17 protein-coding genes are annotated in these 22,795 nt (G+C 51.5%); 9 read left to right on the plus strand and 8 right to left on the minus strand.

Annotated features, from left to right (window positions below):
- Positions 1-207: 207 nt before the first annotated feature.
- The 3 genes from HHO50_RS01250 to HHO50_RS01260 form a co-directional block, all read right to left on the minus strand.
- Positions 208-2,115, minus strand: coding sequence for a glycosyltransferase (locus HHO50_RS01250; RefSeq protein WP_181304190.1), 1,908 nt, complete (start codon positions 2,113-2,115; stop codon positions 208-210).
- A gap of 476 nt (positions 2,116-2,591) precedes the next feature.
- A complete protein-coding gene (gene recR, locus HHO50_RS01255; RefSeq protein WP_181304191.1) occupies positions 2,592-3,200 on the minus strand; it encodes a recombination mediator RecR in 609 nt (202 codons plus the stop codon).
- Positions 3,201-3,214: 14 nt separating this feature from the next.
- Positions 3,215-3,496, minus strand: a complete 282-nt coding sequence (locus HHO50_RS01260; RefSeq protein WP_181304192.1) for an ATP-dependent Clp protease adaptor ClpS — start codon at positions 3,494-3,496, stop codon at positions 3,215-3,217.
- 195 nt (positions 3,497-3,691) lie between these two features.
- On the opposite strand from HHO50_RS01260, the gene HHO50_RS01265 reads away from it, so the two are divergent.
- From HHO50_RS01265 to HHO50_RS01275, 3 genes are all read left to right on the plus strand, one after another.
- Positions 3,692-5,851: a S9 family peptidase gene (locus HHO50_RS01265; RefSeq protein WP_181304193.1), complete on the plus strand. Its 2,160-nt coding sequence runs from the start codon at positions 3,692-3,694 to the stop codon at positions 5,849-5,851.
- A 771-nt stretch (positions 5,852-6,622) separates the two neighbouring features.
- Positions 6,623-7,456, plus strand: a complete 834-nt coding sequence (locus HHO50_RS01270; RefSeq protein ID WP_181304194.1) for a GLPGLI family protein — start codon at positions 6,623-6,625, stop codon at positions 7,454-7,456.
- 32 nt (positions 7,457-7,488) lie between these two features.
- A complete protein-coding gene (locus HHO50_RS01275) occupies positions 7,489-10,137 on the plus strand; it encodes a carboxypeptidase-like regulatory domain-containing protein (RefSeq protein WP_181304195.1) in 2,649 nt (882 codons plus the stop codon).
- Between the two features lie 231 nt (positions 10,138-10,368).
- Here the strand turns inward: HHO50_RS01275 and HHO50_RS01280 are convergent, their stop codons facing one another.
- Positions 10,369-11,544 carry a glycosyl hydrolase 53 family protein gene (locus HHO50_RS01280; protein ID WP_181304196.1) on the minus strand — a complete coding sequence of 392 codons (1,176 nt, stop codon included), beginning with the start codon at positions 11,542-11,544 and terminating at the stop codon, positions 10,369-10,371.
- Positions 11,545-11,872: 328 nt separating this feature from the next.
- Between HHO50_RS01280 and HHO50_RS01285 the strand changes: the two genes are divergently transcribed.
- The 3 genes from HHO50_RS01285 (at position 11,873) to HHO50_RS01295 (ending at position 15,469) form a co-directional block, all read left to right on the plus strand.
- Complete coding sequence (locus HHO50_RS01285) at positions 11,873-13,543, plus strand: M28 family metallopeptidase (protein ID WP_181304197.1); 1,671 nt, start codon at positions 11,873-11,875, stop codon at positions 13,541-13,543.
- Between the two features lie 336 nt (positions 13,544-13,879).
- Positions 13,880-14,431: a hypothetical protein gene (locus HHO50_RS01290; RefSeq protein WP_181304198.1), complete on the plus strand. Its 552-nt coding sequence runs from the start codon at positions 13,880-13,882 to the stop codon at positions 14,429-14,431.
- Positions 14,432-14,764: 333 nt separating this feature from the next.
- Positions 14,765-15,469 (plus strand): PA2169 family four-helix-bundle protein, encoded by a 705-nt coding sequence (locus tag HHO50_RS01295; protein WP_181304199.1) that lies wholly within the window; start codon positions 14,765-14,767, stop codon positions 15,467-15,469.
- 71 nt (positions 15,470-15,540) lie between these two features.
- On the opposite strand, the gene HHO50_RS01300 is transcribed toward HHO50_RS01295, so the two are convergent.
- Positions 15,541-16,221, minus strand: coding sequence for a porin family protein (locus HHO50_RS01300; RefSeq protein WP_181304200.1), 681 nt, complete (start codon positions 16,219-16,221; stop codon positions 15,541-15,543).
- Positions 16,222-16,454: 233 nt separating this feature from the next.
- Positions 16,455-16,847 (minus strand): hypothetical protein, encoded by a 393-nt coding sequence (locus tag HHO50_RS01305; protein WP_181304201.1) that lies wholly within the window; start codon positions 16,845-16,847, stop codon positions 16,455-16,457.
- 857 nt (positions 16,848-17,704) lie between these two features.
- On the opposite strand from HHO50_RS01305, the gene HHO50_RS01310 reads away from it, so the two are divergent.
- The 3 genes from HHO50_RS01310 to HHO50_RS01320 all read left to right on the plus strand — a co-directional run bounded on the left by HHO50_RS01310 (position 17,705) and on the right by HHO50_RS01320 (position 19,695).
- Complete coding sequence (locus HHO50_RS01310) at positions 17,705-18,148, plus strand: DUF937 domain-containing protein (RefSeq protein WP_181304202.1); 444 nt, start codon at positions 17,705-17,707, stop codon at positions 18,146-18,148.
- A 492-nt stretch (positions 18,149-18,640) separates the two neighbouring features.
- Positions 18,641-18,778: a hypothetical protein gene (locus HHO50_RS01315; protein WP_181304203.1), complete on the plus strand. Its 138-nt coding sequence runs from the start codon at positions 18,641-18,643 to the stop codon at positions 18,776-18,778.
- Positions 18,778-19,695 carry a DUF808 domain-containing protein gene (locus HHO50_RS01320; protein WP_181304204.1) on the plus strand — a complete coding sequence of 306 codons (918 nt, stop codon included), beginning with the start codon at positions 18,778-18,780 and terminating at the stop codon, positions 19,693-19,695. The genes HHO50_RS01315 and HHO50_RS01320 overlap by 1 nt, the downstream gene beginning before the upstream one ends.
- Positions 19,696-20,671: 976 nt before the next feature.
- Here the strand turns inward: HHO50_RS01320 and HHO50_RS01325 are convergent.
- Both HHO50_RS01325 and HHO50_RS01330 read right to left on the minus strand, forming a co-directional pair.
- The gene (locus tag HHO50_RS01325; RefSeq protein WP_181304205.1) at positions 20,672-21,601 is read right to left on the minus strand and encodes a M20/M25/M40 family metallo-hydrolase; all 930 of its coding nucleotides are present in this window, start codon (positions 21,599-21,601) and stop codon (positions 20,672-20,674) included.
- Positions 21,602-21,760: 159 nt separating this feature from the next.
- A complete protein-coding gene (locus tag HHO50_RS01330; RefSeq protein ID WP_181304206.1) occupies positions 21,761-22,693 on the minus strand; it encodes a membrane-binding protein in 933 nt (310 codons plus the stop codon).
- Positions 22,694-22,795 lie beyond the last annotated feature (102 nt).

A 22,795-nucleotide genomic window follows, 5' to 3' on the forward strand; every position in this document is an offset into this window, starting at 1 on the left:
ATCAAAAATAGCGGCTTTTGCCGTTTTTACAGCAAAGTAGAGGATGTTTCAATAATCCTGCACAATAATAGCAAAATGCTTAGTAAACTCGCGAAGAATCTAGCAACCTATCTCTTTTTAACGCAATTAGTAGCTACTCAGTAATTTATCGGAAGCAAAAGCCTACCTGCCTCTTCTACTTGTCTTGCTGGAAAGAGTTTTGTTTTTCTAGGCAGGTCTGCCCAGATGGGAGATATTCCGCGCCAAGATAAGTAAGTCTGTATAAGGCGTATAGTCTTTGGCATAGACCACTTCCATCTGCCGCGCCGCCGCCGGACTGACACGTCTACCCGAAACTTTATCAACGGGCGAGAGAATGGTGGGTTTGGATTCTGAAGACGAAGTCGCTTTCAATCCTACCCATTGGTAAAGGCCTACCAAGTTTCCCAGGCAATTTTTCAGGAACTGTTTTTTGCCTTTGATGCGCCAAATAAGAAACGGAGACAGCACCAGCAATACTGCGCTTACCAGCGAGTTCAAAATTACTTTGTTCCGGCGGTGGTACGGGTTCAGCAAATTTACTTCAATGTGCAGGGCATAATAGTCGCCGCGGGCATCTTTAGAGGAAGACCCGATGATGTAAGCACTGTTTTCGGGCAGAATTTTGAATTCAACGGCACTGTTATGAATCTGCACCATCCACTCAATAATCTGTGAAACAGCCAGGTCTTTGCCGCAGAAAATCAGCTCGTTGATTTTGTAAATCTCAATCACTTCCTGCATCTGCTTTAAATCTGCGGGGGTATGCTGCGGTTCCAGACGCGCCAATGGTTCCTGCGCCCCGGCCTGACGTAACAGGTAAGACGCCCTTTTCACTTCTTTGCCGCTGCCCACCACTGCAATGCGCTTGGCCTTGGGTTCGCCAAGTCGCCAATGCCCGTATTGCCAGTAATGCCAGACCAGACGCCAAAGTGCCATTCCTACTAACCCAACCAGCACCGCCACTAGTAAATGTTTCTTATTGGTATCACCTACAATGGCCACAATGCTGGAGAACGCCATGAGTAGGATGCTGCCCCACAACATGCCTTTTACCAGTCGGTAAAGCCGGAAAGGTTTGTCATAGGCCCCACTGAAAAAAGCACTCCCCAGCCACACGCCCAGGTAAGACGCCCACATGGTAGATACGTCCAAGGGCAACGGGTCTGGCACTACCTTCTCCCCTATTACTGCTCCCAACGCCAGACACAGCCCATCCAGCAAAAGAGGAGTCACTTGCTGAAGTCCTCTGAAGAGAATGGCCATAGCCGCCCGCAGGTAAATGGCCAGCCTGATCAGGAACGAGTACAGCCGGGCCTGCCGTCCGCTGAAGTGTTTCTCGGCGAAGATCCGCATGGCGCGGTAGAACATGAACACGTAGTTCACACTGGTTTTGCGGGTGCTTTCGCCTTTGTAGTGGATGATGCGGGTCTCAGGGAAGTAGTACACCTCAAAACCGCCCTGCTTGATGCGGTAAGAAAGGTCAATGTCTTCGCCGTACATGAAGAAGTTCTCGTCCAGCAGGCCTACTTTCGCCAAGGCCTCGGTTCGCATGAACATAAAGGCTCCGGCCAGAATATCAATTTTGTGAACCTCGTCAACCGGCAAGTGCCCCAGATGGTAGCGGTTAAACACCGAAGAAGTAGGGAACATAGCAGACAGCCCGAACACCTTGCAAAAAGCCACCCACGGCGTGGGAAGCCCGCGCTTGGATTCGGGCAGGAACTTACCGGCCCCGTCCATCATTTTCACGCCCAACGCACCGGCAGCGGGGTGCGCCTCCATGAACTGAAAACATTTCAGGAAGGTATCTTCCTCCACCACCGTGTCAGGGTTCAGGAGTAGTACATACTTGCCCTGCGCCTGCCGGATAGCCTGGTTATTGGCTTTGGAAAACCCCAGATTCTCCTGGTTGGCCAGCAGGATGACCTCGGGAAACCGCCGCTGCACCATCTCCACTGACCCGTCTACCGAGTTATTGTCCACCACAAACACCTCTGCCTGCAAGCCCTTTACCGCCTTTCTAACCGAAAGCAGGCATTGCTCCAGAAAATAGCTGACGTTGTAATTGACAATAATGACGGAAAGGTCTTTCAAGCAGGGCGGGCTGGGTGGTAGAAGATGTGAGCAGGTAGTACGCTGGTAAGTTCAGAAAACTTCTATAAACATAGAACCCGTGCAGAATTTTTAAAAGCCTATTTAACCCAAGTTGCGATTTAAAAAAGCTGAACAACCGTAGAGCCCTACTCAACCCACCCCTCCCAGGCTCTTCTAGTAAGGAAACTTTTGCTGATGTCGCTGTTCGGGAGTACCACCCCGCCGGGAGCCACGGGCAAAAGAAGGGGAGTGGAACTCCCCGACCGAATGCTTTCGGAGTTCCACTCCGAAAGAGCGGGGACGGTGTTTCGCGCGTTTTGGGCCTGTTTTGCGGAAAACGAACCTAAAACGCGCAAGCGTCCGCTTGCGCCCGTAACAAAATGGAAACCGCTAAACAGGTTCATAAAAAAGCAGGAACCTGTGTTCCTGCTCTGGTGGCCGTTTCTGGCCTGTTTTCTTTAAAAGAAGCGATAAACCTAACTTTGACTGTAGGCGGTACGGTCTAGGATACTGCGGCCCAAGGTAATCTCATCGGTGTACTCCAACTCGCCGCCCACCGGAATGCCTCTGGCAATGCTGGAAATACGGGCCGGGTATTCCTTCAGTTTGCGGGTCAGGTAAAAGGCGGTGGTATCGCCTTCCATGGTGGGGCTCAGGGCCAGAATAATCTCTTTCACGCCGGAGTTTGGCAGACGTTCTACCAAGGATTGGATATGCAAATCTGACGGCCCTACGCCTTCCAGCGGCGAAATCACGCCACCCAGCACGTGGTACACGCCTTTGTATTGGGACGTGTTCTCAATCGCAATCACATCTCGCATGTCACTCACCACGCACAGCAGACCACGGTCGCGGAGCGGGTTGGAACAGATGCCGCACACCTCCTGGTCTGAGATATTATGGCAGGTTTTGCAGTACCTGATACCCGTGCGCATGCGCAGCAAGGCCTCAGAAAGTTGTTTGGTATCTTCGGTTTCGGCTTTGAGCAGGTGCAATACCAGACGCAGGGCAGTTTTCTTGCCTATGCCCGGTAACTTCGCCAACTCCTCCACCGCATTCTCAATCAGCTTGGAAGGGAAATTCATCCGTTAGTTCAGGGTTAAACGATATCCGCTGAGATACCCCGGTCATGGATGGCGGTGCACATGATTTCCAGCTCGGTGAAGGTGCCCAGCTTTACGGTGCACTTCCCTTTGTAGTGGATTAACATGGTACATTGCTCGGCCTGTTCCTGCGTGTGGCGGCAGACCTGCACCAGGGTGTTAATCACGTGCTCAAACGTATTAAAGTCATCGTTGTACACCACCAGCTCGCGCACATCGGTGGTTTCCTCCAACAACAGCACGTCTTCCTGCTCCAGAATTTCAGTTAGAATGTCCATACCGCAAAATTAAGCAATTAACATGAGTTTAGGAAGCCTCCTCTGCGTGGGTCTCAGCAAAAGTAAAACAGTCAAAAAGCACCCCTTGTTCCTGAAAAATAGCTAGTTTAGCCTTATTTTTGCTAGAATAGCCCTTATTCAACCCTACGCTTACCAATGTCTGGCGGGCTGGGTTTTCCGCTTAATTTTAAGAAAATGACTCAAAAACAAACTGCCTTGGTCGCCCTGCTCTGGCTGTCGCTTCTGTCTTCCCTCCACACCTTTGCCCAACAGAAGCTGCTGACCATGGAAGACACTTTCCGCAATCCCAGCCTTCTTCCTGCCAACCTGCGCCAACTCACCTGGGTGCCCGGCACCAATGATTACAGCTACGTCAATGACAAAAATGACCAATTGCTGCGCGGCTCCGCGAGAGAAAGTGCGCGCCCCATTTTAACTTCCGCGGAGGTAAGTACTGCTTTGACAAAAATCGGCGGAGCCAATTTAACCGGGCTAAACGGCCTGGAGTGGCTGAACAGCAATGAACTCGTCCTTAACCAGCGCGGTAATTTGTTCCGGTACAACCTACAGACCAAAACCGGCCAACTGTGGTACAAACTGGATGCCGCCGCCGAGAACGTAGACTTTGCGCCCAACCACCAGCGCGCCGCCTTCACCAAAGCCCAGAACCTGTTTATCTCCCAGCCGGGGGCCGAAAACAAACAAATCACGCAGGAAACCAACCCGGTCATTGTGAACGGACAGGCCGCGCACCGCTCTGAGTTTGGGATTACGAAGGGCACGTTCTGGAGCCCCAGCGGCAACAACCTGGCCTATTACCGCATGGATCAGACCATGGTGACCGATTACCCGCTGGTAGACGTGAGCCAGGTTCCCGCTAAACTGAACAACATCAAATACCCCATGGCGGGCGGCAAAAGCCACCATGTAACCGTAGGTGTGTACCACGTGGCCTCGGGCAAAACCGTGTTCCTGAAAACCGGCGAACCCGCCGAACAGTACCTCACTAACCTGACCTGGAGCCCCGACGAGAAATTCCTTTACCTGGCCGTGGTGAACCGCGCCCAGAACCACATGCGGCTAAACCAGTATGATGCCGTTACCGGTGCCTTCGTGAAAACCTTGTTTGAGGAGCAGAACGACAAATGGGTGGAACCCGAGCACCCTATGTACTTCGTGCCCGGCAAGCCCGACCAGTTTGTCTGGATGAGCGAGCGCGACGGCTTTGACCACCTGTACCTGTACCACACCAGCGGCCAACTCATCCGGCAGCTCACCAAAGGCGAATGGGTGGTGACAGATGTAGTGGGTTTTGACAAAACGGGTCGCGAAGTGTACTACACGGGCACCGCCGAAAGTCCGTTGGCGCGCCATTTCTACGCCGCCGAACTCAGCACCGCCCGCACCGGCAGACTGACCCAGGGCAGCGGCGTGCACAACATCAGCTTCAGTTCTACCGGCCAGTACTTCATTGACAACTACAGCAGCCCCGTGACCCCGCGCACCATCCGTATTCTGGACACCGATGCCGGGAAAGTGGCCCGTACGCTGTTAGTAGCCCCAAACCCGCTGCAAGACTACAGCCTAGGCGAAACCACCCTCTTCCCCATCAAAGCCGAAGACGGTACTACTGACCTGTACTGCCGCATGATTACCCCACCCAATTTTGACGAGAAGAAAAAGTACCCGGTGGTAGTGTACGTGTACGGTGGCCCGCACGCCCAAATGGTCAATAACAGCTGGCTGGGTGGTTCTAACCTTTGGATGCAATTGATGGCCCAGAAAGGCTACATCGTGTTTACGCTGGACAACCGCGGCTCCACCGATAGAGGACGTGCCTTTGAACAAGCCATCTTCCGGCAGGCAGGCGTGGCCGAAGTCAGTGACCAGATGAAAGGCGTGGATTACCTGAAAAGCCTGCCCTACGTAGACGCGAACCGCCTGGGCGTGCACGGCTGGAGCTACGGCGGTTTTATGACCACCTCGCTTATGCTCAAACAACCCGGTATCTTCAAGGTAGGCGTAGCCGGAGGCCCGGTCATTGACTGGCGGCTCTATGAAATCATGTACACCGAACGCTACATGGACACGCCCCAGGAAAACCCACAGGGCTACGAGCAAGCCAATTTGCTGAACCACGTCAAAAACCTGAAAGGCAAGCTGCTCATGATTCACGGCACCGTTGATGATGTAGTGGTATGGCAGCACAGCCAGGCCTTCCTGAAAAAAGCCGTAGATGAAGGCGTGTTGCTGGACTACTTCGTGTACCCCGGCCACCCGCACAACGTGGGCGGCAAAGACCGGGTGCACCTGTACAGAAAGGTGACGGAGTACTTTGACGAACATCTGAAATAGAGGTGCGTTTAGGGCGTGTTTTTCAGAAAACACCCTTAAAACAGAAAGGCTGCCTCTTGGGGCGGCCTTTCCTGTTTTGGAGGACATTGAGTTACCAGTGTTCCTTAAGCCTTTTGGGATACTATCTTCAGTTGCCCCTAAACCTTGATCTGGGTTAAATGCTAGCTAAGCGGCCCAAGACAAGCTTTCGCAAAACCTTACTCTGCCTGTTCTATATATCTGTAAATCTCAGACTTCCATAATTCATCCAACACTGAGATCTATTTTGGGGCCGCTTTTCGAGAAACAGTCCCTAAACAGAACTCAGCGGTTAGAAAGACTCGCCCTTTTTAATTTTACTTTACATCATTGCCTTGTTTCTAAAAGTGGCTGTTCTTTAAAAGTTAATCTTTTGTTAAACTCTTAACCAAAGAAAATGAATGACCTATCTTGCCTTCGGTAGCAACAAAAGCACTGGTCTAACTTTTACTTTCAGCAAAGAAAGAAGCTGTTACAAGTTTTAGGGCAGTTTTAAGAAAAGGAGCCTTAAAACGGCAGTGTAACCAGAATGCTTGTGCCCCTTTACAAGTACACCTGCTGTTTCTGGCTCGTTTTCCTAAAAATAACCCAAAACGGTAAGCGACTGCTTGCACCCAAGAAAGCGCTTCAACTATCTGGTAATGGGAAACCGCCAAACAGGTTCTAAGGGAGTAAACAGCCGCTTCCTAACGCTTAAAGTAGGCACCTACACCATCTAACTTTCTGTGTTTTTTAACTTCTAACCTAAAAATAATGCGCAACGCCTACCTTCTCCTACTGTTCCTGTTTGTCTTTCAGGCCGCTAATGCCCAAAGCAAACCTCCCGTACCAAAGAGTTCTGATAACCTTAAACTTAAGGTAACCTACAGCTTGAGCTATCAGCCAGATTCAACAGATAACAAGAAAATATTAAAAGAGGAAATGCTGCTCTTTGTAGGGGATAATTTCTCAAAGTTCCACAGCCTTGGCCGATACCTACTTGATTCTGTGGTAGCCGACATGGAGGGCAAAGGTGGAATAAAGCACCTTAGCAAAGTGGGTTTGAACGCATCCGTACTCCCTAGAACCGCCTTCAATTATGAAGTTTACAAGAACTACCCCAAAGGGTCTATCACGGTTATTGACAAAGTTGAGGTAAGTGATTATACCTACACAGAGCCGCTGCAGGTATTCAAATGGCAGACCACCAAAGAAAAGGCCGAAGTGGCAGGGTATGCCTGCCAAAAGGCAACCACTACTTATGAGGGCCGCAACTATGAGGCATGGTTCACCAATGAGGTGCCCATTAGCGAAGGGCCCTACAAGTTCAACGGCCTTCCGGGGCTTATTGTGAAAATAAGTGACACCAAAAACCACTACTCCTTTGAGTTGACCAGCCTTAAACCCGCTGCTCCGCAAACCCTCCAGTTCCCCAATAAAAAACTCATAGCTACCACCAAAAAAGACTTAGTCAAAGGGCAGAAAGATTTCAGTGAGAATATGGCGGCCCGCCTCAGCGGAATGGTAACCATCAGTGACCCTGAGGCTTTGAAAAGGGCAGAGCAGAACGCCAAGAAAAAGAACAACCCTATTGAGTTGACAAAATAGTTAGCACGAGCCTCGGCTAGAACCTGTTGTACATGATTAGACTATTGTTCCTGTTCGGCCTTTTGGGATTCACCTGTACAGCCCAAGGTCAGGTGAAACTATCAGGAATTGTAACGGATTCTGAGGGGAAAACACTGGAATGGGTGAGCGTGGTGGTGATGCCCCTGCATGAAAACCTGACCCTTGCTTTTGGCCACACCGCCAGCGACGGCACTTTCTCCATTGAGGTAGATGCAGACCTTGATAGTCTTGCCGTAGAGGCGCAATCCTTGGGTTACGGCAGGCAGCGTCTGGTACTAGTCAACAAGAGTCAGAAATTAACCTTTACGCTAACTAGCCAAGCCATCGAGTTGAAAGAGGTAACGGTCAAGGCCGCCCCCATAACCCGCAGTAATGACACCCTTAGCTACCTGGTGGGCGCTTTCACAGATGCCAAAGACCGGTCCATCGCCGATGTCCTGCGGAAGATGCCAGGCATTGAGGTGGAAAGCAACGGGAGAATCCTGTATGAAGGCAAGCCCATTCAGAAGTTCTATATTGAAGGCTTAGATTTGTTGAAAGGGCGGTACAATCTAGCCAGCAACAACCTGCCGCCTCAAGCGGTGACCTCTGTTCAGGTGCTGGAAAACCACCAGCCGGTTAAGATTCTGGATAGCCTGGTCAATTCCTACAGTACCTCCTTGAATATCAGCCTCAAAGAGAACCTGACCACCACCGGCGTCGCCAAGATTGGAATGGGGATACCGACCGCTGTTTGGGATGTGAACTTAACGCCCATGCTGTTCACTAAAAACCGCCAGGTACTGCTGTCTTACCAGGCAAACAATGCCGGGCATGATGTGGCCAAAGACTTGAAAACCTTGACACCTAATGACCTTGAGGAACAGGCTGAACAGGAAGGAGGTAATCAGGAGATACTCAGAATAAGAGAATTGTCGCCGCCGCGCTTCTCTGAAGAAAGGCACCTTTTCAACAACAGCCACCTTGTAAGCGCAAATTACCTCCAGAAACTCAGCCAAGACCTGCAAATACGGGTGAATATGTCATACCTGAACGATTATCAGCGGCAAATCGGGGAAACCCGCAGTACTTTCTTCCTGCCCGATGACACTTTGGCTTTGGTGGAGTCCATCAACAACAGGTTGTTTTTCAGCACAGCAGAGACCAGCGTTACCCTGCACAAGAATACCCCCAGTAAGTTTCTGGAGAACCGGTTCCACGTAAAGGGTAGTTGGGATTCCCGAACGGGGAGTATTGTAAGCAATGGCTCTCCATTGGCCCAGGAAATGACGAATCCCACTTATTCGGTTTCCAACAGATTGCAGGCGATTCAGCCCCTGGGAAAGCAACTTGTAACGTTAACGTCGGTGCTAAGTTTGAGCAAGTTGCAGGAGCAACTGAATGTGGTTCCGGGTCAATTTGGGGAACTTATGCCAGAAGGGAAGCCAATGGACGAGGCGGAGCAGCAACTGCATCGCTCTACTTTTTTCTCCTATCATGCGGCAAGTATAACCAAGGCCTTGGGTAACTGGTCGATCACCCCTGAGATTGGAATTGCGGTGGAGCGTCAGGATCTGAGTTCTGACCTACTTGGGATTCGGCATGAGGCTGAGGAGCACAGGGAAAGTGTGGCTACAAACCAGCTAAAATGGCAACGAAGCAAATATTTCATGGCCTCTGAGGCCGAGTACAAAGCGGGGCGTTGGAGCATCAGTGCCAGTTTACCGCTTCATTACAGGCAGTTCAGGCTTGAAGACCAGCTACACCCCAGAAAAGCACCAGCTGACAAGTTTACCGCAGAGCCCAGTCTGGCGGCCCGTTTTGACATTACTCCCCTGTGGAAGGCGACCGCCACTTTCCGGTTAGCCAATGTCTTCAGGTCCATGGAAGAGCTTACCAGCGATTACCTACTCAGAGATTACAGGACACTTCAGAGAAACAACGCCCCGCTTGAAGAACGGCAGATCAGAAGCCATGTGCTCGGCTTAACCTACCGGAACGCCCTTACCTCTCTTTTCTCAAACGTTGTTTATACCTACAACTCTTCTGAGAGCAACATCCTTTACCAACACTCCTTAGATGAGAACGGGGCGGTAGTCATTAACGGGTTTGTTCAGGAAAACACCATGCTTACCCAAACCTTGACCTGGCAGGGAAGCAAATTCCTGAGTGACCTTAAGACTACCGTGCGGCTTGGGGCCAACCTGTCTAGCAGCAGCCGAAAGCAGCGGTTAAATGAACAGACCGTTGATGTCCTGAACCGCTATTACTCTTTGCGTGCGGAACTAAACACAAAGCCGCTGGAATGGTTTTCTGTCAACTACACCGCCAACTTTGCCGTCATGAAGTCTGTGATAAGCGGGGAAGGTACCAGCGCTTTACAACTGCAGGAGCATGCGCTAGACCTGAGTTTTCACCCCAGTGGTAATCATTACCTGGGTTTACAGGCAAATGCCTACCTAAACACGGGGGCGGGCAATGCCAGGCAGAAATACTATTTCGCAGATGCTGTCTATAGGCTCACTTTTAGTAAACGTAAGATTGATTTGGAGATAAGATGGGCCAACATCTTCAATACCACAGCGTTCATGAACGTGAATATAGACAGCTTTACCAGCGTGCAAAACAGCTACCGTCTCAGGCCCACCCAATGCATGGCTAGCATAAGGTTTGCCTTTTAAGTGATTCTCCAACCTAAATCATTGGTAGTAAAAAGCACTCCTTGAATCTGTTTAGCGTCTCTGCTTAACTGCCCTTTAAAGCGATTACTTGGGGGCAAGCCGCCGCTCGTTTTTAGGTTCCTTTTAGGAAAATGAGCTAAAAACAGCAGGTGTACTTGTAAACGAACCTAAGCCAACCGGTTGCACAACCGTTTTAATGCTCCTTTTCCAAAAACAGGCCAAAACGGCTAACTATTTGTACGTGGCCCGCATGTAATCAAAGCCCATAAGTGCATTTCCGTTGAAGTCAAAAAGGGCGGCGTTCTCCCAGGGTGAGCCGGTGCCCCACAGGTCTTTCAGGTTGGAGGTGATCCAGGCGGGTTCCCAGTACACCACTCCTTGGCCGCCGCCGTCTTTCACTTCCTGGGTGAGCGCCTTTAGAAAGTTCAGCTGCCCTTCCTGGGTGTAAGGAAAACCCTGCAATGGGGTTTGTCCGCCCAGGAGGTTGCTGTAGGTATCGTTCCACTGGGTTGTCCAGGGGTAAGCGGTTTCCAGCAGCAGCACGTCTTTCCTGAACTTGGTTTTCCAGGCGGCTATCTGGTTTGATAGTTGCGCCAAGGGCACGGCGGGGTGCCACAACGGGTAGTACGAAAACCCGATCAGATCAAAGTCCGAGACGCCGCCCTGTCCCATCACCTTGGTGAACCAGTACTCCACGTGCTGCGGGTCTGCCACGTGCAACAGAATCTTGGTCTTTCGGCCAGCCGAGGCGGAGACTTCCCGCACCGCTTTAATGGCGCTGTTGATCACCTCGCCCAGGCGTTCGGGCTGCGCAATGGGCGCGATGGGAAAGCCCGCCGGAGCCGCGGTGTAGAGCATGCCGCCGTTGGTTTCATTGCCAAGTTGCACCAGTTCAGGCAGCAGGCCTCTGCTGTGCAGGTACGTGAGCGTGCGCTTGGTGTAGCCGTACACCGAATCTTTCAACACCGCCACCTCCCGAATTCCTGCCCAAGCCACCGGTACGTCCTGCTTGCCGGGGTCTGCCCAGGTGTCTGAGTAATGGAAGTCGAGGAGCATGTGGGGCCCCTGTTCTTTGGCCAACCGAATTCCTTTCTCCACGTCGGCCAGGTTGCCGTACTCCGCGGTACCCGCCGGGCCGTACACCTGCTGGGTCCAGGTGGGCGTATGCCAGAGCCTGAACCGCACCAGATTCGTGCCGCGGTCTTTGAAAATCTTATACGGACTCTGCACCTGCCCCTGGTTCTTGTACACACCGCCCTGATCCAGAATCTGGTTCACGTAAGACAAATCGGCCCCAAAGTAGAAACTGAAATCGGGGACGGCAGCAGGTTCCTGGGGCACCGGCGCATCGTCTTCCTGACACCCTGTAAACACCACCATGGCCGCCAAACAGAGTCGCAGCCACACAGATTTCAATTGTTGAGGAAAGGTTGCACACGTCATAAAAAAGAGAAGTAGGTACACGAAGATAACGTATTCAGTAAGTAAACCGATGAGTATTTGCCAGCCGTTCAACATCGTTCTGAAACGCTGAAAGCCGCTTGAAAGGCGTTGCAAAGAATACAATTTTAGGCTTGTTTTTCAGGAAAGGGCCTCGAAATAGGAAGTATTCTGCTTCGTGGATTCACGATTGAAGGCTTGAGAAGCACTCTATCTGCTATATCTTTTTCCAACAGCTTCTTTTTCCAAAAGAACTCCCCTATTTTCGGCCACCTCATCTACAAACCACTCACCTATGTTCAACCGTACTCACCTCTGGGCTATTCCGCTCAGTTTAGGCATACTTTCCGCATGCCAGTCTAGCAGCAGCAAGAAAGAAGCCGCCGCCTCTGTGTCAGAAGTTCCCGGCGCTGTCACCCGGGAAAGTTACCGCCAATATGTGACCGCCTTGGCGGCTGATGACATGGAAGGCCGCAAGCCCTTCACCAACGGCGAGAAAAAGACGCTGGCGTATCTGGAGAAAGAAGCCAAAGCACTGGGCCTGGAACCCGGCAACGGCGATAGCTTTCTGCAGGAAGTGCCCATGGTGGAAATCACCTCCTCGCCCGCCCCTACCATGACGGTGAAAGGCAAGCAATCCATGGAACTGAAAGGGCTGGAAGACTACGTAATCTGGGCGCGGCGCACCCAAGAAAACGTGTCTATCAAAGACAGCGAACTGGTGTTTGCCGGTTTCGGGATAGTGGCCCCAGAGTACAACTGGAACGACTACGCGGGGCTGGATGTGAAAGACAAAGTAGTGGTGGTACTGGTGAGTGACCCGGGTTTCTACTCTTCAGACACTACGTTCTTCAAAGGCCGAACCATGACGTATTACGGCCGCTGGACATACAAACTAGAGGAAGCCGCGCGCCAAGGAGCCAGAGGCTGCCTCATTGTGCACGCCACAGAACCGGCCGGCTACGGGTTTCAGGTGGTGCAGAACAACTGGAACACCTCCAAGTTTTACCTGGCTTCTGAAGGCCAGCAGGCGTACCACTGCGCCATGGAAGGCTGGATTACTACCCCCGTAGCCGAAAAGCTGTTCGCCGCCGCGGGCAAGCAGTACCAGTCAGAATTGCAGCGGGCCGCCAAACCCGGTTTTACGCCGTATGCCTTGGGCCAGACGGTGAGCACGTCCCTGCAAGCCAAGATCCGGCATGACAAATCGTATAACTTCATCGCGAAGATTACCGGCAGCAAACGTCCCGACGAAGCCATCGTGTATTCCGCGCACTGGGATCACCTGGGCATCGGCAAAAAGAATGACCAGAACGACAGCATCTACAACGGCGCCGCCGACAACGCCAGTGGTACCGCCGGTCTGTTGGCCGTAGCCAAGGCGTTCAAGGCCCAGGCGCAAAAGCCAGACAGAACCATCGTGTTTCTTTCCGTGACGGCCGAAGAGCAGGGTTTGCTGGGCTCGGCGCACTACGCCCAGAACCCGGTCTTCCCGAAGGAGAAAACCGTCGCCAACCTCAACATGGACATGCTCAACCCGTTTGGGGCCACCAAAGACATCGTCCTGATTGGCCTGGGCCAGTCTGAACTGGAAGAGATCCTCGCGGAGGAAGCCCAGAAAGCAGGCCGCTACATTGCCAGGGAGCCCAACCCCGAGGCAGGTCTGTACTACCGCTCAGACCATTTCAACTTCGCGAAAGAAGGCATTCCGGCCCTGTTCACCGGCATGGGCATTGACCACGTGGAACTCGGCAAAGCCGAAGGCAAAAAGCTGCTGGACAACTTCACCGCCAACATCTACCACAAACCCAATGACCAGGTAAACGACGCTTTCAAAATGGACGGGGGCGTGGCCGATTTGAATTTGCTATACCAGGTAGGAAAACGCCTTGCTTTCTCCAACGTCTGGCCTAATTGGAAACCCGGCTCTGAGTTCAAAGCCGTGCGTGACACCTACATGAAGTAACAGAAACCCTTTTCGGCCTGTTTTTACGAAATCAGGCCTAAAACGTGAAAGAGAGGCCGCTTCGTTTGTTGGAGGCGGCCTCTCTTTTTTTTTGCAAAGCCCAGGCTTGAGCGCACACATCTGCACAAATCCTTAGAAAAGCGGCATTTGCGGTTTCAACGGTGTTTTCGCCAAAGTAGGCCTAAAACGGATTGGCCAAGGGTGGCCATGCTGGGGTGGGCCTGTTCCCAGTTGATTACCTGAAGCTTTGCGTAGGTTCTGGGCATAAAACCGTAATTTTGATAACTCCAGGAGTGCCAATTCTTAATTCCCGATTCTTAATTCTTAAATTACACCATGCCCGTCCCATCCGCTGACTTCAAGCAGGCGTTGAAGAAACTGAGTGAGAAAGAGAAGGAAGCCCTGCTTCTCCGGTTAGTCCGGAAAGACGCGGAAGCCTATGACACGCTGGCCTTTGAGTTACTGGAAGACGTAACGCTGGAAACCCTTATTGAGCGCAGTTCAGAAACCATCCATGACATTCTGTTCACGGTTTCAGGAAGATCCCTGAGCAAGGCCTTAGGCCGAGGGCTGAAAAAAGCGACGCAGGAGATTGCCCGTTACCAGCGCATCACCAAAGACCGGAAGGGTGAAGTAGAGCTTCATCTCTATTTGCTTGATCTCATCTTTGAGAACTTCACCGGCCAATTTGAGAGCATTTACAAGGGCTTTTATGTAGCCACGGCCCGCCTGGTTCTGCGCACCATGATGCTCATCAAAAAGCACCTCCACGAAGATTACCACCTGGAGTACCAGGACAAACTGAACGCCTTCCTCACAGATCTAAACGGCCGAAGCAAACGCCGGCAGCTCTCGTTCAACCTGCCCATGCAATTTGAAGTAAACTAATACCCAACAGTGTTTACCTCTTCCACCCATTGATTTCTGACCCAAGCGGACGCTGGCGCCAGGAGGTGTTCACTGTTTCTGGGCTGTTTTCCAAGAATCAAGCCAGAAACAGTTGTTGGTGCGGGGCGGGATTTTACCGCTTGGCACGGGAAAACTTCATCTGCGCCATAGAGGCTTTTGAGACAGCAATCGTTTTACCCCTACTTTTCAGAAATCTGGGCTAAAACAGTTGGAAGCCATCGGCTTTTTTCTTTGACAAACCGTCTCCGTACTTTTCCTAAACCTGACACGGCGGTTCACGTTCATAAGTGATTATAAACTAAAACCGAACGTATGTCAACGAACGAGAAACAAAAAGTCGTACAGGTTCTGAAGGAACTAAATGAATTTGTCCATGATGGTCTGGAAGGCTACGAGCGTGCCGCCAGAGAAAGCACTGATTCACTTCGGCAAGATGCGTACCGCCGTTTTTCCCAGCAACGCCTGGCCTTTGCCAATGAACTGAACCAAATCATCCAACAACACGGCGGAACCCCCGAGCGTGATACCACGGCCAAAGGAAAACTTTACCGCCAGTGGATGGACTTCAAAGCCGCCATTACGGGCAGCAACGAGGAAGCCATTCTGGGTTCCTGCATCTACGGCGAAGAATGGGCCCAGAAAGCCTACCGTGATGCCCTTGACCATGAGTTACCCGCTGAGGTACGCGGCACCATTCTGCGCCAGCGCGAAGCCTCTACCGATGTACTGACTTACCTGCACCAACTTTGGGAAGCCGCCGGGTATGAAGAATCTGCGCCAACCGGCCTTACCGCCGCTACCGCTGTTACTTCCACCCCTGCCCAAACCTGGAAAACGGTGTTGTATGTGGCCGCCGGAGCCGCTGGCGCAGCCTTGATTTACGGCTTAGCCACCAGAAGAATTTCGGCTGACCGTTTGATGTCTAGTGTAGGAAACATCACCAAAGGCATAGTAGGAGCGGTAAGGCAACGTGCCGGCAACATTGGCGACAATAGAAGCCAGAAGGGAAACCGGTAACAAAAAAAACGGCGGACAATGTCCGCCGTTTTTCCCATCCTATAACACATTCACTACAACTTTAATTCTCTTTAGAATCTGAAGCCAACCGAGCCTTTGAAGCCGTGGTTGTACGATTTGTAATTGGCGTTGGCGTTTATGGTAGTGAGGCCCATGTCATAGCTTCCGCCAATGTTCAACCCATTCTGGAACTGGTAACCAGCCCCCGCTGACATGCCCAAATCTACTTTCCGCTGGCTGTTCTGCCACTCAAAGTCATTGTTGTAGGCAGAGAACCCGAAGGCCCCGGCATTTACGTTTACCTTGTTAGAGAGCAGCAATGACACCTGCGGGCCGGCAAACAGATTGAACCCTTCTCCTATGTACACTTTGGCCAGCAACGGAATATCAATGTATTCTGCTTTGTTGGTTAGGGTTACTTTGGCATTGGCAAACTCAGCCGCATTGCCGGGTACGCGCCCTTCCAGCACCATTCCTTTCTGCGAGTACTGAATGCCGGGTTCAAACTCAAACCCGGTGCCCATGGGGATGCTCAGGTAAGCCCCGGCGTGAAAGCCCTGCCGCATTCTGGTCTGCACACTTCCATTGGTGTACTCCAGTAAATCCCCGAAACTCTTGACGGTTTCGCCCTGCCATCCGGCCACGCTGTAACCGCCTTTGATTCCAAGTCTTACCCCGCCGCCATCTTGTGCGAAGCCTTCGTGAAGAAGTCCTGCCAGCAGAACCACCACTATAAGTAATGTCTTTTTCATGTCTCTTGAGTTTTCAGCTTTCAGCCCTTTCTTGGGGCTTGTATCTGCCTAAATGGAAAAACCGTGCCAAAAACACCCTGTTCGGCAGATACGAGAAGCAAAACCCAGATCAACATTATTTCAACTGATTGATTTACAACAAAATAATTTTTGTAAAATTTTACAATCCCCTTTAAAACAGAGAAGCCCCTGCATTTACAGCAGGGGCTTCTCTGTTTTAACAACGGGTTATTCTATAGTTTAATGAGTTTTACTCCCTCCCAATAGCCCATGATTTTATCATTGGGGCCAACCAGAATATCAACCCGGTTTTTGATACGGTGGTGCATGGCATCTCTCACCACGTAAACGCCATCTAACTGCGGGGAAATCCCTTCTACTTTCACTGAGTCACCGTACGCAATCTTGCCGCCCCAGCGAGATAACAGGTTTCGGGAAAGGGCCAGCCAGCGGTGTTGCCTGGGGTTCTGCTCGTTTATTTTAGAGCCGTCGGCGGTGATCAGCGGATCTTCGTCGGTCTGCTCTTCTACCGGGAAGTACACAGAGGCATCTACCTTGATATGCACCTCTTCTGCGGCCTTCACAGGAGCGCTCATGGCCATAGGCCGGTGTTCTATCACTGGCATAGCCGGAGCGGGTGTGGTTGACCCTGATATTTCTTTTAGAAAAGGGGAAATCATTAATAGAAGTAGCCCATACGTTTGATTCTTAACCATGCTTTCGTTGTTGGTGAAACATCGTTTTAAGTGGTATGTCTTAAACGGTTTATATTTTATATGGTTATACACCTTCAAATTGTACAAATTATATCAATTAAGTCTCCCGTAGCACCTCGCAGGCCAGAACAAGGCCTATTCAATTTAAAGTGAATAATTAGCCTTCAACATAGAGTTCCCTTTATACTGCAACTTCATCAAATGTGTCAAAAACAGGCACTTATGTTAAGTACACCGTTTCCTTAGAGAGCACCTGCATTGTATAGCCTGACCGGAACGAAAAACAGCGCCTCTCTTGGGGCAAGCGTCTGCTGAGGCCCGTTTTTAGGTTATTTTTGCGAAAACAAGCGGGAAACGGGAAGGTCTTCTGACGACAACGGGAATGAGCGGGTACTTGCGCCAGTGATGAATGAATTCCGGAGCTGTTCAGACTTGGAATGGGTGGAAAGGGATCAGTTTATTGCCTGCAAACAGAAAACGCCCAAGGCAGCAGAGAAGAGCCGCCTTCACCTGAGAGTTTGTTTAAATTTCAAGCTTGCAGGCGAAAATGACCAGAGAAAGGTTCTGCGGAAGCGCTTTTTGAGGGGCTAAGCAGTGCTACGGTGCGACGCAACCGCGAACGCAGGTTCTTGCTATGGGCGTTTGCAGCGCAAAGATGAAATGTAAACAAGCTCTGAGTTCAGAGAGCAGGGCATCAGCATTACTAACAATTTTTAATCTCACCCGTTTATTGAGCATCAACCTTTATTCAGTAAACGACAGAACGTATGTTTGATCAAATCTTAGGCCTTGTAAAACAACACCTGGGCAATAACCCACAGGTTGCCTCAGCTATACCCGCCGGCCAGGCAGATGCCGTGCACACTGAAATAGCGCACCAGGTCACGAATGGCTTGGCCGGTCAGGCGGCCACCCAGGGCGGCATAGGCGGTTTAATGGCCATGTTGCAGGGAGGCATGTCATCTGGCAGTCCTGTTACGTCTGCTATTGTGGGCAGCGTGGTCAGCAGTTTGGGGAGTAAGTTTGGGCTGCCTCCGGCGGCAACGGGTGCCATAGCGGCCGCGCTGCCCGGTTTACTCCAGAGTTTCGCCCACAAGGCAACAGACCCCAACGACCACAGCATTACCCCAAATACCATCACTCAAACGCTCTCAAAGTTAGGCGGAGGCGGCTTAGGAAACTTAGGCGGTTTAGGCGGTCTTTTCAAATAAACAAGGCAAAAACACCGGCCTGTCTCCTTATTCTGAATTTAGGCAGCCACCGCCGCCTTCTTGAATGTGGAGCGGTCAGATGAGCCACTGGAGAACGGCTTTTAAAGGGCTATTCTCCAGTGGTTCGTTTTCTTTACAGGCTGCTCTCCCTCTTGAGACTTGGTTCTTTTAGAGAAGCACTTATCTATTCCTGTTCATTCCGGATGTCTGAACACCGGTACGCCGTCAGATTTTGTGTTTACATAAACAACTATATTCGTAATATTACCGCCTGACAAACGCTGTGTCTCAGGTATACTGGAGCACTTGCGTTTAGCGAAGGGTAAGTTTCTTTGGGGCAAGTTGTGGTAACGCAAACAAACCGTTTCCTTTGACTGCCAGCACCAAAGACTACCAGTCTGCTCACCCGAAGGATTTTCAGGATTTGCGTAGAGTTAGCCAAGCCCCACATAACCCATTACGGTGCACGTACACCGCTTTTAAACCAGGAAGATGCCAAACCAGGAAATGAAACAAAACACCTGCCCTCCTTTGGAGATGCTGTGGCGGGAAGCAGGCCGTCAAAATGAAACCAATTTACAGAAAATGAGCCTAGAAATACATCAGCCACTTAAAAAAGGAGACAACTAATGGCCTCTGGACTTCTTGCGTTATTAGATGATATTTCTGCCCTGGTAAAAGTAAGCGCGGCCAGCCTGGACGATGTTCCCGCGCAGGTGGCAAAAACCACCGGCAAAGTGTCTGGCATTGTGATTGATGACACCGCCGTTACGCCCAAGTATGTAGTAGGGCTAGACCCTTCCCGCGAGCTTTCCATCATTTACCAGATCGCCAAAAAATCGCTCATCAACAAGGTGCTTTTACTGAGTCCGGCCGCCCTCCTGCTGGGTTTCTTCGCCCCTTGGGCCATTACCCCTATTTTAATGATGGGCGGGGCTTACCTGTGCTTTGAAGGCTATGAGAAAGTCCATTCCATGTTCAGCAAACATCATGATGATGCCCATGACAGCGCGGCGGAAAAGGTGAAGGTGATCACGCCCGAAGAACTGGAGAAGGAAAGGGTGCAAGGGGCCGTCCGGACAGATCTAATTCTTTCTGCTGAGATTGTGGCTATCACGTACTCCACGGTGGCGGAACAACCCTTGATGTCGCAGATTGTGGTCATGCTGGCCGTGGCGGTGTTTATCACGCTGGCCGTTTACGGGTTTGTGGGCCTCATTGTAAAAGCCGATGATATTGGGGTGCACATGGCCAAAGCAAACCATCACCCGCAAGTCAGGAAAATAGGAGTCGGTATTGTCACGTTTATGCCGCATTTCCTGAAAATACTAGGCTATGTTGGCACCGCCGCCATGCTGTGGGTTGGGGCCGAAATCATTGCGCACGGCATTCCCTTCACCAGCCACGCCCTGCATGACCTGGAACACTCTCTCGCCCACATTCCCATTCTGGCCTGGTTTGCGAAAGCCTTAGCCTGTGGCCTGGGAGGATTGGTTTTGGGTGCCATCATTGAAAAAATTATAGTAGCCGTACGCACGTTCTTTTAATGCTTAGGGCCTAGGAAGAACGTGCACTTATTGGCTCTTTTCAAAAAACTGCATAGAAACGGAAGAAGAGGAGGTTTGCCCCAGCATGGCAAGCGCTCTCTTCTTCCGTTTCATTCCCTATAGTTCAAGTTTCCAGCTTCGCTTTAGAAGGAGATGGGTAGAGAACCAAAACCCATCCCTACCCCTCCCAGGAGGGGAATACGCCTTTGCAGGGGATAGGAATACGTGAACCTGCGTGTGTAACCATCCCCCTACCCCCTTCAAAGCTCATCTTGTAGGAAAAACCTTTCTTTGCTGTTCGGGAGTTCTACTCCGCCGGGAACCACGGGCAGGTGTTGCAGAAGAAGGGGAGTAGAACTTCCCAGCAGCCAGCTTCCGGAGTGGAACTCCGAAAGAGCGGTTGATGCGTTTCCGGCCTATTTTCCCCAAAACGACCCAAAAACGCATTAGGGGAAGCACTTCTTGTTTTTCCCTACCAGATAAGCCTTCAAAGGGGGAGTATCTGCTTTAGAGGACAGAAGTACTGAACTGATAGATATAGCTTCTGCTCCTTTCCCAGTTCCAGTCTTCCCCGAGCGCGCCTCGCTTTTGGCCCTGGACAGGCAGACGCTATGAGCGAATATCTTCTCAGGCCGAAAGGGCAGTGCGAGAGGGGAAGACGGGGCCCCGCGGCCGTGAGCGCATACCGCCAGAGATGAAACAATACTGCACTTGCACCCACGCAAAAAGCAGACAATCCGAGGGGGCAGCATATTGCGTGCACTTGCATCCATGCCAAGGTGTCGGCAAACGACGTGCACCTGCTAATCTCCCCAAAGAAGCGAATTCCAAGCAGAAGCCAAAACGCAGAAAGGAACCAATAGAGAGGTAATCAAAGAGCCCTTTTACAGATCAGAAGCAAACATTGCTAATCTGTAAAAGGGCTTCCAGATTCCCCCCGTTAAAACACGTAGAAAGTTGAATCAGCCAGCCCGCGTTACATAGGCAACTGCTTGTCTAGCACCTGCACCGCCTGTAGAATAGTCTCTACCGCTTTGAGGTAGAACGCCTGGTGGATGTTCTTGAACTCATCGGTTTCCTGATGGTAGTGCGGGTGATCTTCCACCCCGAAGTAAATAAACGGAATCTGGGCCGCGTGGAAGCTGCCGTGGTCAGACTGCTTTGTCCAGTCGTCAGGGCCTTGCTCGGGGCGGTCATGCCCAAAGCGCAGGTTAAAGCCTTCGGGCACTTTCACCTGCTCCAGCAACGGCTTAAATGCTGGGTGATGGTACGTGCCAGCGGCATAGAGTTCGTTTTTCTCTGAGATGCTGACCATGTCCAGGTTTACGTTCAGGAGGATGCGCTCCTTGGCAAACGGCAGGTTGGCCACAAAGGCTTTGGAACCCTGTAGCCCCTGCTCTTCGGCATCAAACGCGACAAACACCAGGGTATGCTGCGGCTTCTGTTTCTGGAAGTGCGTGGCCAATGCCAGAATAGCCCCTATGCCCGAGGCATCGTCATCGGCCCCGTTGTAGATTTTTCCGTTGCGGGTACCCACGTGGTCATAGTGCGCCGAGACCACAATCACTTTCTCTGATTTTCCCTGGATCAGGCCCACCAGGTTTACCCCCGGCTGTGGGGTAGTGCTGTTGCGCTGGGTAAAGGTGAAGGAATGCTGGTACTGGGCTCCCACCGGTCTCAGGCCGATGCTTTTGAACCGTTGCAGCAGGTATTGCTGGGCCTTGGCGTGGCCCGGGGTATTAGGCAATCTTCCGCCCATGGAATCGGCGGCCAAGATTTCAACGTCACGTAGGGCCTGGCTCTGTTTGGGTTGCTGGTAAACGTCCTGGGCACAAGAGGTAAGGCTAAGCGTGCCAACACTGGCCGAGGCCAACAGAAAAGTGGAGAGCGAGCGGGATAGGTTCATGTCCAAAAGGTACGGAAAAATTGGAATCCTGCCCAAGCTTGCCTTTCTTCTCCCCGTTTTTGCCTTACTTTCAAGAAATGGGGCCATAAACAGGCTTTGACATAAAAAACCGCCACCCTCCAGAAGAAGGTGGCGGCAGTATATGGTAAGGGGAACTGCTTAGGTGGTGGTTAACACGCCTACGCGTCTTCCTTCTTCGTCCAGGAGCAATCCGTCTGTACTCACGAACAGGTAAGAGAAGTAACGGCTTTCCAGCACGTAAGGAAACTGGCTGCTTTTGGTTTTCTGCAACTTGCCAATCACTTCCATTCCGGTGGCGGTTTCGCGCACCAGGTTAAAAGAGGTGGTAACGTAGATACGCTCTTGCGGGGCACCCTGCAGTTTTACCTGCCGCATGAGTTGCTGCGCGGGCATTCTGCTGGAAACCGAAGTACGTCTGCTTGCCGTGCTGGCCGCTACCGTTCCCTGAGACGCAACCGGACGGCTGATGCCTGCCACTGTGCGGTTAGGCGTACCGGCTTTGGCACTGGCCAGAATCTGATCCTGCGCATTGCGCCAGCCTTTGCTGATGGCCGTAAGACGGGAACTTTTGCCCGGGTGCGTGTACGAATCATCTTCCTCAGCTAAGGCTTTGATGGCCGCCTGGGCTTCGCTTAGGCTGGCCCCCATTTTACGCAGCACAAACCCAGAGAACTCATCGGCCTCCAATTCGTCTTGCAGGTTGCTGCCGCCTTTGGAGAGCGTGTGCCCGTTGAGGTGGTGCCCAATTTCGTGGGCGAGTATGCTGATACCGGCCCAGTCGGTTCTAAGCGCGGTATTCAGGGAATTCACGAATTTCTCGTTGTAAAGTATGTAGCGCTGGCCGTTCATGATCACGGCCGCGGCGTTAGGAACGTTGGCAGCGCGCACCTCAAACCGGGGCTTCAGCCCTACCACGTCAATAATCTCAGTGATTATATCTCTGGCCCCTACCGGCGCTGGCGCTGCATAGATGGCGGCGGCTCCGGCTTTTGTTTCAGCCACAGACGGTGTTGCCACCGAAGCACCGGTCAGAAACAGACCGGTAAGTACTGATAAAAGAACCTTTTTCATATGCTTTTTCATGTAGTTTTATAACAGAAGTACACGCGTACAGATTCAACGTTTCTGGTGTTAAATCATTGCGTACTATTCTAGTAGCAAGTTTTCTGCCAG

This window comes from Rufibacter sp. XAAS-G3-1, from assembly GCF_013623775.1.
In the GTDB taxonomy this organism is placed as follows: domain Bacteria; phylum Bacteroidota; class Bacteroidia; order Cytophagales; family Hymenobacteraceae; genus Nibribacter.